The following is a 10,356-nucleotide window of genomic DNA, read 5'->3' as shown; positions in this document are numbered from 1 at the left end:
AATCAACAACTTGCGTTGTAAGGACGTGCTCAGTCAACCATGGGCATTCAAGGCAAAGCGGGGGAACAGATGGGGCAAAACCAGAAAATTTTCAACCGCGAGCCTATTGTTTCCGAGTTTTCGCTGGGGAATCGACCTCCCACTTGCTGTCCGGCGACCAGGTTGTACCGCCATGTATCAACTCTTGAGTCTTCCGAAGCAGCGTCTCACAATCCCCCCTCAACTAGCCGGAGGCCGACATGCCAATGGAGTATTTGCAGGGTTTGGAGCGTGATGATCTTCCCCTGATCGAATCAGATGTAGGCAACATCGACAAACTGCGCCTGCTGCGCGCCGCCGGGATGGTAGAAGTTCGATTGCCGCCCGTGGACGCGCAGCAGCCGAAAGCGCATGTGCTTTACATCACGGGATTGGGTTGCGCCACGTTGCGTGCCCATGGCGCAGGCCGGGCGGCGCCGCGGCTGCAAATGCGGTGTGACCTCGAGTCGTCTCTGGATTGAGGCACCGCCTACGGTGTTTGCGTGCGCCAGCGCGAATGCGTCCTACAAATTGATGCGCTGCACAAGAAGCGAAATTTCAGCCCCGCAAAAATACGATAGGCCATCCGTGTTACTGGCTTGGCCAGGTTGAAAGGCGCATATGAGCACTTGGTACAAGTTGGAACTGGGCAATGACGATCAGGCTTTTGAGCCCACGTTGCGCATTCAGCAGATGTTCATGTCGAAGTTTCTGATGTGCCCTCCAGGTTCTGGGCGTGCGTTGTTCTCTTGTTATGACAAGGAAAAAGACAACCTGTGCTTGTATTTCTCTCCCGCAGCTGCGGACATCGCACTGCGCGTGTACGCGGAACCATGTGACCCGCCCACTGCTTTGGACTGCATCGGCCTTTTGGCGGGGGAGGGTGATGCCTTGGGGATCGAGCCCCGGGAGTTTGCCAAAGCGGCTTGATATTCGCTCGGCACATTCTTGCAGTTGCGGCCTGCAATCATGAATTCAGCCGTTGAGAAATGGCTGTTTACCTATTCGCTCGGTTTTTGGCGGCGTGCGTTTGTATTCTTTCTCCTGCACATACGCATTACTGAATCTGACCCTCGGCGAATACGGCGTAAGCCCCAATGGAGTCGCAGCCTGCTCAGGTCAGCACTCACACTGCGAGGGTCATAGTATGTTTTCCTTTGAAAAAATATCGCACCACGTAGACACGTGGACCGACGGGCCATCGTTGCAGATGGGGCAGCCAGCAGCTAATGCAGAACAGCGACAGCTGAGTGATCGTGTGGACTTCTACCCAGGAGATAGCCATGGTGTGGACGGAGAGCTTCAGTTCGCAGACGGCGGTCTCCCGCAAGCGCAGGCTTTGGGCTGATGGACGTCCTGACCTTGTAGTTCCTCATCCAGCAAGGATTCAGTCGTGGTACTGACGCTGCATATCGGACACAAAGGGTCGCACCATTACTTGGCCAGGGTGTTTGACGGTCGAGAATTAGTAGGTGAGCCCACGGACCACGCCCGGATCGACGAAGCCATCGCCTACTACGGAGAACATGGAGCGCATCGTTTTCCAGGGGTTTCAGCGTTTGCCATCTGGTATGACGGGTGGAATGTCGGCGAGGTAGCGTTGGATCAAATGTGCGCCGATGCGCCTGATCTGGCCAATCGTCTGGTTGTGCTTTCAGCGGTTCTTCGCTGACCGATCCGGTGCCGTGTCGCTGGATACAAAGTGAAATAAACCGAAACTGCGTCGAGAAGACGCCTGCCGCTGCACTCGGCACCATCAGGGTCATGTTCAACACCGTCCTCGAAAGGACTGCATCATGAAACCCTGGATCAAGAGAACCCTCACGGGCTTGTTTGGCGCCACCATCGTGTTGGGCGGTTTGACGGCCTGTTCTAGCGGCCACCACCATCGCGGTCCCATGACTGCCGAGAAAATGTCCGAAGTGCGTGGCAAGGTGGTGGATCGGGTCAGCAGCAAGCTGGACCTGAACGACGCGCAAAAGCAAAAGCTCAATGTTTTGGCAGACAAGATGGAAGCGCAGCGCACGGCGTTTGTGGGCAAGGCGGCAGACCCGCGGGCCGAGATGCAGGCGATTGTGTCGGGTGACAAGTTCGACCGGGCGCGTGCGCAGAGCTTGCTGGAAGAGAAAACCCGCGCAGTTCAAACGAACAGTCCTGAAGTCATCACCGCACTGGCAGATTTTTACGACAGTCTGAACGCTGAGCAACAGCAAAAAGTGCGTGATCTCATGCAGCGCCGCAAGGGCTGGATGGCCCGCGGTTAATGTGGGTGGGTCGATCCATGTCTCCCACACTCGCACCGATTCATCAGCTCGCGCAAGGTGTGCGGGCGCATGGCCCCGCTTTGCTGGCGGGCATGGACGACCCCCATGACGAGCTCATGTCGCTGGTTTGGGGCCCGCGCTTTGACCGGGAACACGCGCTCGGTCTTCTGGCGCGGCAACCGCAGACCGCAGCCCACACCTTGCCCGCGTTGCTGGCGGCTGCCGACCACTTTGACGCGCTGCATGCCCCGGCACAAGGCCGGTTGCGTCGGCTGATCGTGCGTCACCGCGCATTGGGTGCGGTTGGCGTGCGTGTTGCAGTGGGCGATTTACACTGCACAGCCACTGAGGTCATCATCAACGCCTGACGGTGTAAGAATTGCTCATGCACCGCATTTTGCTTATTGACGACGACGCACAGCTTGGGCCCCCACTCACTGTTTACTTTCAGCGGTTCGAGCTGGAACTGGTTCATGCCCTCAAACCCAGTGACGGGTTGGCCCGGCTGGGGGCGGGTGGTTTCGATGCCGCCATTTTGGATGTGATGCTGCCCGAGATGGATGGTTTTGAGCTGTGTCGCACCATTCGCAAGCAAGGCGACCTTCCCATCGTGATGCTCACGGCGCGTGGCGAAGTCATGGACCGCGTGGTGGGGCTGGAACTGGGCGCCGACGACTATCTGCCCAAGCCATTTGAGCCGCGTGAGCTGGTGGCCCGGCTGCAGACCGTGCTGCGCCGCCGCCGTGCGCCAGGGCCGGGCGAGGCGCTGGCGTCGCTGCAATTTGAAGGACTGGTGATCGATGCAGCACGCCGCAGCGTGCTGCGACAGGGTGTGGTGGTCGAGCTGACGGGGACCGAGTTTGATCTGTTGCACTTGCTGGCGCGAGAGCCGGGCAAAGTGTTCAGCCGAGACGACATCCTGAACCAACTTCGCGGCCATGAGGCCGAGCTTTATACCCGTGCGGTTGATATCGTGGTCAGCCGCCTGCGCAAAAAGCTGGAACCGCTCGACTGCATCAAGACGCTGCGCAACGCGGGCTACTCGCTGGCGCTGCGAAAGGCCGTGCCATGAGGTTTTGGCACCTCCCAGCGCACCGGCTTGACGAACACGATTGTCCTTGGCACCTGCGTGCCCGCAATGCAGTGGGCTACTCGCTGCGTATTCGGCTGGTGCTTGTTTTTATGGCGCTTGCGGTGACCGTAGCGGTCACCTTCATGGGCGGTGTGCAAAAAGCGGTGTCGGTGGGCTGGCGCGAGGCCGCCCGCCCCCTGTTGATGGACTATGTCGACCGCCTCACGGCAGAGATTGGCAATCCACCCAGTGTCGAGCGTGCGCAGGCGGTTGCCAACCGTCTGCCCCTGACGCTGCGCATAGAGGGGCCCCAGGTCAACTGGGCCTCCCACCCCGACCAACCCCAGCCCGATTGGATGAGCGACAAGATTCGCAAAGACGATCACTGGGTAGGAGACGAGAACGGCAAGCGGCTTTTACAACGCACCACCGCCGATGGCCACACCATCGAGTTCGGGCTCAACGCGCTCTCCTGGGACCGGCGCCCGCGCATCGCATGGGGCACGCTCACCGTTTTGCTGCTGCTGACCGCGTTGGCATTTGTCTATGTGCGCCATCTTCTGCGCCCTTTGGACGACATCCGCAGCGGTGCGCAGCGATTTGGCAACGGCAACTTTGCACAACCCATACCGGTGCGGCATGCGCATCGGCCGGATGAACTCGGCCATCTGGCCGCCACCATCAACACGATGGGGGACGACATCCACCAGATGCTGGAGGCCAAGCGCGCCTTGCTGCTGGCCATGAGCCACGAACTGCGCAGCCCCCTGACGCGTGCGCGGCTGAACACCGAGCTTTTGCCCGAAACCGCCGATGTGCAGACCCAACGTTTGGCCCTGATGCGCGACCTGGGCGAGATGGCGGGCCTCATCACAGATTTGCTGGAGAGCGAGCGCCTGGCGGGCCGCCACGCCGCACTGCACCGCGAGCCCACGGACATTGCCGAGCTGGCGCGCGAAGTGATTGCAGACCTGCAATCGCGCCACGCAGGCGCTGCGTTGATCACGGTGCATGTCGCGCAAGCGGTTCCCTCTGTCCGGCTGGACCGGTCCCGCCTGCGGCTGCTGCTGCGAAATCTGCTGGACAACAGCCTGCGCCACAGCGACCCCAGTGCACCGCCGCCCGAACTGCACTTGCGGCTGGTGGATGGCGCGGTAGAAATCGAGGTGCGCGACCATGGCCCCGGTGTGCCGCCCGAGCATCTGCCGCATCTGGCCCAGGCGTTTTACCGGCCAGACACGGCCCGCCAGCGCACCACCGGCGGCGTGGGGCTGGGCCTGTACCTGTGCCGCCTGGTGGCCCAGGCGCACGACGGGCAACTGGACATGCGCAATGTAGAACCCGGCCTTTCCGTCACCGTGCGCTTGCCGGTGATCGAGTGACAGAAAGAGCAGGTGAGGGCGCCTGACCTCCACTGGATGGCTGGTTTGGCGGTGCAATCGTGGCGACGCGCAGGTACGGGTGCACCACCCAAGCACCCCTCTCACCGCCCATCCATGGTGCAAGCGCCTGCTGCGCGGGTTTTCATTCGCGAGAGGCGGCAAAAGCACCATTCAAAAAAATATGAGTCAAATTGGCCTCTAGCGCTTATCCATAAAGCGCTAGTAGCTATCAAATCGATAGTTTTCATCTGGTGGCGGTGTGTGCCGAATGGTTGGCTACCGCCCTGGCCCCGCTCTTGCTTAGCTAATGCACCTCGCCACATGAACCGGTGACTTTGGTGTTTACCCTGTATATACAGGTATGCTTCAACTGTCATCATGGCGGTCGGGATGCGGGTGCAGCCCGGCCGGGTGGGCCCAGAAATTTTTCTTCAAACAGGAGCAGATGATGACTCGATCGGTTGTGAAATGGACGTCGCTGGCAGCGGCAACAGCATGCATGTTGGCCTTGGCCGCACCGGCCCAGGCGCAGGACACCAAAATCGTGCTGGGCATGTCCGGCTGGACGGGCTTTGCGCCGCTCACCCTGGCCGACAAGGCGGGCATCTTCAAGAAGAACGGCCTGGATGTGGAGATCAAGATGATTCCGCAGAAGGACCGCCACCTGGCCCTCGCTTCCAAGTCCATCCAGTGCGCAGCCACCACGGTCGAGACGCATGTGGCGTGGAACGCCAACGGCGTGCCCATCGTGCAGATCTTCCAAATGGACAAGTCCTACGGCGCTGACGGCATCGCGGTGCGCGGCGACATCAAGAGCTTTGCGGACCTCAAGGGCAAGACGATTGGTGTGGATGCCCCTGGCACCGCCCCTTACTTCGGCCTGGCCTGGATGCTCAGCAAAAACGGCATGAGCCTCAAGGACGTGAAGACCACGACCCTGTCGCCCCAGGCGTCTGCACAGGCGTTTGTGGCCGGCCAGAACGACGCAGCCATGTCGTACGAGCCGTATCTTTCTACCGTGCGCGACAACCCGGCCGCGGGCAAGATTTTGGCCACCACGCTCGACTACCCCATGGTGATGGACACCGTGGGCTGCGACCCCACCTGGCTCAAGGCCAACAGCAAGGCCGCGCAAGCCCTGGCCAATTCGTACTTCCAGGCGCTGGACATGATCAAGGCAGACCCTGCCAAGTCCAACGAGATCATGGGCGCCGCCGTCAAGCAGACGGGCGAGCAGTTCGCCAAGTCGTCGTCCTTCCTGCGCTGGCAGGACAAGGCGGCAAATCAGAAGTTCTTTGCAGGCGAGCTGCAGGCCTTCATGAAGGACGCTACGGCCATCCTGCTGGAGGCCGGCATCATCCGCAAGGCGAATGAGGACTTGGCCGTGACCTTCGACGCGAGCTTCATCAAGTAAAAGGAGCGGCCAACACAACTCTTCTGGCGTCGTTGCTCCCTCTTGTCGTACTCACCGTACTGCCTGCGAGGAAGCGCCTAGCCAGAACCGCTTCGCTGAGTTGTCTTGGCCACTCCCAACCACCAGAAAAAAGAACGCACCATGTCCGCTGTGCAACCCCTGTCCGCTACCGAGCCAAAAGCCACCGTGCGCCATCGTTCGCTCGCTCCGTTGGAGCCCGTGAGCGCCCGTGCCCGCTGGATGCTGGGCTTTGGTTTTTTTGTGTTGTTTGTGCTGGTGTGGGCGTTCTTCACGCTGGGTGGCTACGTGTCACCCACGTTTTTGGCCAGCCCCGTCACCATGGCCAAGGAGGGCTGGCTGCTGTTTGCGGAGTACGGCTTTCACAAAGACATCGGCATGACGGTGTGGCGCGTGTTCGGTGGTTTCATCCTGGCCGCCGTGGTGGCCGTGCCGCTGGGCATTGCCATGGGTGCCTACAAAGGCATCGAGGCGTTCTTTGAACCCTTCATTTCGTTTTGCCGCTATCTGCCAGCCTCGGCCTTCATCCCGCTGCTCATCCTGTGGGCTGGCATCGGCGAGGCGCAGAAAATTCTGGTCATCTTCATCGGCTCGGTCTTTCAGATCACGCTGATGGTGGCCGTCACCGTGGGCAGCGCACGGCGCGACTTGGTGGAGGCTGCCTACACGCTGGGCGCGGGCCACAAGGGCATCGTCACGCGGGTGCTCATCCCCGGTGCCGCGCCCGACATTGCCGAAACCCTGCGTCTGGTGCTGGGCTGGGCGTGGACGTATGTGATCGTGGCCGAGCTGATCGGGTCGTCCAGCGGCATTGGCCACATGATCACCGACAGCCAGTCGCTTCTGAACACCGGCCAGATCATCTTCGGCATCATCGTCATCGGCCTCATCGGCCTAGTTTCTGACTTTGCCTTTAAGGCGCTCAACCACCGTCTGTTTGCCTGGAGTTTTGTGCGATGAGCCGCGTATCTATACAAGCTGTTTCCCGCATCTTCGAGACCGCCAAGGGCCAGCGCACGCAGGCCTTGCTGCCGGTCGACTTTGAAGTGCAGGACAACGATTTCGTCACCATCCTCGGCCCCTCGGGCTGCGGCAAATCCACATTGCTGCGCATCGTGGCGGGGCTGGACCATGCCACCAGCGGCCGTGTGCTGCTGGACGGCGCACCGGTAGAAGGCCCCGGCGCCGAGCGCGGCATGGTGTTTCAGAGCTACACGCTGTTCCCCTGGCTCACCATCGAGCAGAACATCCGCTTTGGCCTGCGCGAGCGTGGCATGCCCGAGGCGCAGCAAAAAGAGCGTGCCGACTACTTCATCGCCAAGGTGGGCCTGCGCGGCTTCGAGCAGCATTTTCCCAAGCAGCTGTCGGGCGGCATGCAGCAGCGCACCGCCATTGCGCGCGCACTGGCCAACGACCCCAAGATTTTGCTGATGGACGAGCCCTTCGGCGCGCTCGACAACCAGACCCGCGTGCTCATGCAAGAGCTGCTGCTGGGCATCTGGGAGGCCGAGCGCAAGACCGTGCTCTTCGTGACCCACGACATCGACGAGGCCATCTTCATGGCCAACCGCGTGGCTGTGTTCAGCGCCCGGCCCGGCCGCATCAAGACCGAGCTGGCGGTGGACCTGCCCCACCCGCGCCATTACACGATCAAGACCAGCCCTGAGTTCATGGACCTCAAAGCGCGTTTGACGGAAGAGATCCGCGCCGAATCCATGGCCGCCGATCTGCACTAAGACACCATGAGCGCCCGTCCTTCCCGCCGTCCCGCCGCTGCTCCGCGCAGCGTCCGCCCCGCTGCCGCATCCAACGCGGTTGCAGGCACGGCGGCGCCTGCGCCTGCGCAGGCGATGGCGCTGTACGAGCAGGTCAAGGACCACATTTCGCGCAAGATCCAGGAAGGCGTCTGGCGCGCGGGCGACCGCCTGCCGTCCGAGAACGAGCTGGTCACCCAGTTCGGCATTTCACGCATGACGGTGAACCGCGCCCTGCGCGAACTGGTGGAGCAGGGGCGCATCGTGCGCATGGCCGGTGTGGGCAGTTTTGTGGCCGAAGACAAGCCCCAGTCCACGCTGCTGCAGATCGCCAACCTGGCCAGCGAGATCCGCCAGCGCGGGCACGACTACCGCTGCGACGTGCTGGCGGTGGAACGCATCTCGGCCACGCTCGATATCGCTGCGGCGCTGGATCTGCGCACGGGCGAGTCGGTGTTTCATTCGCTGTGTATCCACCGTGAAGACGGCCTGCCGGTGCAACTGGAAGACCGCCACGTCAACCCGCGCCAGGTCCCGCAGTTTGCGGCGCAAGACTTCACGCTGCTGCAGCCGTCCGAATACCTAGTGCGCAACGTGCCGTTCGACCAGATCGAGCATGTGGTCGATGCCGTCATGCCCACCGCCGAGCAGGCCACTTTGCTGGAGATGTCTCCGCAGGAACCCTGCCTGCTGCTCACCCGCCGCACCTGGTCGCGCGGCGTGCCGATCACCGTGGTGCGTTGTTTGCACCCGGCCACCCGTTACCGCCTGGGCAGTCGCTTCCGAGCCGACGGCAACCCCGTCGCTGGCTGAGAGCAGCGACCGCTGCCAAATTGTTTTCGCTAGTGCCAACTTGTATATACAGGATGAACCTCATGACCCCATCTTCTACTTCTTCCCTGACGCTGCGCCCCGGCCATGTGTCGCTGGCCGACTTGCGCAGCATTTACGCCGCGCCCGTTCAGCTGTCGCTTGACGCATCTGCTCGTGCCCTCATGCAGGCGTCGCTGGCCACGGTGCAGCGCATCGTGGACGAAGACCAGGTGGTCTACGGCATCAACACCGGCTTCGGCAAACTGGCCAGCACCAAGATCGCCCACGAGCGCCTGGCCGAGCTGCAGCGAAACCTGGTGCTGTCGCACAGCGTGGGCACGGGCGATGCGCTGGCGGACGATGTGGTGCGCCTCATCCTGGCGACCAAGGCCATCAGCCTGGCGCGCGGGCACTCCGGCATCCGGCCTGAAATCGTGGATGCGCTGCTGGCCATGGCCAATGCCAACGTGCTGCCTGTGATTCCGGCCAAGGGCTCGGTGGGCGCTTCGGGCGACTTGGCGCCGCTGGCGCATCTGGCCTGTGTGTTGATTGGCGAAGGCCAAGCCAAGGTCAACGGCGCCGTGGTGTCGGGCGCAGAGGCCATGCGCTCCATTGGTTTGCAGCCATTCGTGCTGGGCCCCAAGGAAGGGCTGGCGCTGCTCAACGGCACGCAGGTGTCCACCTCGCTGGCGCTGGCGGGGCTGTTCGGCGCAGAGAGCGTGTTCGCGGCCGCGCTGGTGGCAGGCTGCCTGTCGCTGGAGGCCATCAAGGGCTCGGTCAAGCCGTTTGACGCACGCATCCACGAAGCGCGCGGCCAGGCCGGGCAGATCGCCGTGGCGGCCGCCGTGCGCGCCTTGCTAGACGGTAGCGCCATCGACACCTCGCACCCGAACTGCGGCCGCGTGCAGGACCCGTACTCCATCCGCTGCGTGCCGCAGGTGATGGGCGCGTGCCTGGACAACCTGCACCACGCCGCGCGCGTGTTGACCATCGAGGCCAATGCGGCCTCGGACAATCCTTTGGTGTTCGACAACGGTGATGTGATCTCCGGCGGCAACTTCCACGCCGAGCCCATTGCCTTCGTTGCGGACATCATCGCCCTGGCCGTGGCAGAGATCGGCGCCATCTCCGAGCGTCGCCTGTCTTTACTGCTCGACCCGGGCCTCTCGGGTCTGCCGGCCTTCCTGATCCGCGACAGCGGCGTGAACTCCGGCTTCATGATTGCGCAAGTCACCGCCGCCGCGCTGGCGGCCGAGAACCAGTGCCTGGCCAACCCCAGTAGCGTGACCAGCCTGCCCACCTCGGCCAACCAGGAAGACCATGTCTCCATGGCCACCTACGGCGCACGCCGGTTGGGCGACATGGTGCGCAACGCGGCCGTGATGGTCGGCATCGAGGCCATGGCTGCAGCGCAGGGCATGGAATTCGACCGTGCACTCAAGAGTTCTCCTCTCATCGAAGACCAGTTCGCTGCCATCCGCCAGCGCGTGGCCTACCTGGAGCAAGACCGCTTCCTCGCCACCGACATCGAAGCCATGCGCGAGTGGGCCATGCAGACGCCATGGCCTGCGCCGCTGCTGCAGTGCCTCCCCAGCCACGCCTGATCTCATTCATTTACACC

12 protein-coding genes are annotated in these 10,356 nt (G+C 62.3%); all 12 read left to right on the top strand.

The window, feature by feature from the left end:
• The first annotated feature begins 245 nt into the window (after nt 1-245).
• The 12 genes from ACK41V_RS06225 (at nt 246) to hutH (ending at nt 10,339) form a co-directional block, all read left to right on the top strand.
• Nucleotides 246-500 carry a hypothetical protein gene (locus ACK41V_RS06225; protein ID WP_409779330.1) on the top strand — a complete coding sequence of 85 codons (255 nt, stop codon included), beginning with the start codon at nt 246-248 and terminating at the stop codon, nt 498-500.
• Between the two features lie 139 nt (nt 501-639).
• Nucleotides 640-948, top strand: a complete 309-nt coding sequence (locus tag ACK41V_RS06220; protein ID WP_409779327.1) for a hypothetical protein — start codon at nt 640-642, stop codon at nt 946-948.
• Nucleotides 949-1,411: 463 nt separating this feature from the next.
• Nucleotides 1,412-1,690: a hypothetical protein gene (locus tag ACK41V_RS06215; RefSeq protein ID WP_409779324.1), complete on the top strand. Its 279-nt coding sequence runs from the start codon at nt 1,412-1,414 to the stop codon at nt 1,688-1,690.
• Between the two features lie 124 nt (nt 1,691-1,814).
• The gene (locus tag ACK41V_RS06210) at nt 1,815-2,282 is read left to right on the top strand and encodes a Spy/CpxP family protein refolding chaperone (RefSeq protein WP_409779321.1); all 468 of its coding nucleotides are present in this window, start codon (nt 1,815-1,817) and stop codon (nt 2,280-2,282) included.
• A gap of 17 nt (nt 2,283-2,299) precedes the next feature.
• Nucleotides 2,300-2,650 (top strand): hypothetical protein, encoded by a 351-nt coding sequence (locus ACK41V_RS06205; protein WP_409779318.1) that lies wholly within the window; start codon nt 2,300-2,302, stop codon nt 2,648-2,650.
• A 17-nt stretch (nt 2,651-2,667) separates the two neighbouring features.
• Complete coding sequence (locus ACK41V_RS06200; RefSeq protein WP_409779315.1) at nt 2,668-3,354, top strand: response regulator transcription factor; 687 nt, start codon at nt 2,668-2,670, stop codon at nt 3,352-3,354.
• Nucleotides 3,351-4,736 (top strand): ATP-binding protein, encoded by a 1,386-nt coding sequence (locus ACK41V_RS06195; protein WP_409779312.1) that lies wholly within the window; start codon nt 3,351-3,353, stop codon nt 4,734-4,736. The genes ACK41V_RS06200 and ACK41V_RS06195 overlap by 4 nt, the downstream gene beginning before the upstream one ends.
• Before the next feature lie 448 nt (nt 4,737-5,184).
• Entirely contained in the window at nt 5,185-6,150 is a 966-nt protein-coding gene (locus tag ACK41V_RS06190) for an ABC transporter substrate-binding protein (RefSeq protein ID WP_409779310.1), read from the top strand.
• Nucleotides 6,151-6,291: 141 nt separating this feature from the next.
• Complete coding sequence (locus ACK41V_RS06185; RefSeq protein WP_409779307.1) at nt 6,292-7,128, top strand: ABC transporter permease; 837 nt, start codon at nt 6,292-6,294, stop codon at nt 7,126-7,128.
• Nucleotides 7,125-7,904: an ABC transporter ATP-binding protein gene (locus ACK41V_RS06180; RefSeq protein ID WP_176886225.1), complete on the top strand. Its 780-nt coding sequence runs from the start codon at nt 7,125-7,127 to the stop codon at nt 7,902-7,904. The genes ACK41V_RS06185 and ACK41V_RS06180 overlap by 4 nt, the downstream gene beginning before the upstream one ends.
• A gap of 6 nt (nt 7,905-7,910) precedes the next feature.
• A complete protein-coding gene (gene hutC, locus ACK41V_RS06175; protein ID WP_409779304.1) occupies nt 7,911-8,735 on the top strand; it encodes a histidine utilization repressor in 825 nt (274 codons plus the stop codon).
• 53 nt (nt 8,736-8,788) lie between these two features.
• Nucleotides 8,789-10,339 carry a histidine ammonia-lyase gene (hutH, locus tag ACK41V_RS06170; protein WP_409779301.1) on the top strand — a complete coding sequence of 517 codons (1,551 nt, stop codon included), beginning with the start codon at nt 8,789-8,791 and terminating at the stop codon, nt 10,337-10,339.
• The last annotated feature ends 17 nt before the right edge of the window (nt 10,340-10,356 follow it).

Origin of the sequence: Acidovorax sp. (assembly GCF_046291265.1) — a bacterium.
Classification (GTDB): Bacteria; Pseudomonadota; Gammaproteobacteria; order Burkholderiales; family Burkholderiaceae_C; genus Acidovorax.
The sequence above is the reverse complement of the archived record's forward strand: the minus strand, read 5'-3'. Positions and strand labels throughout refer to the sequence as shown.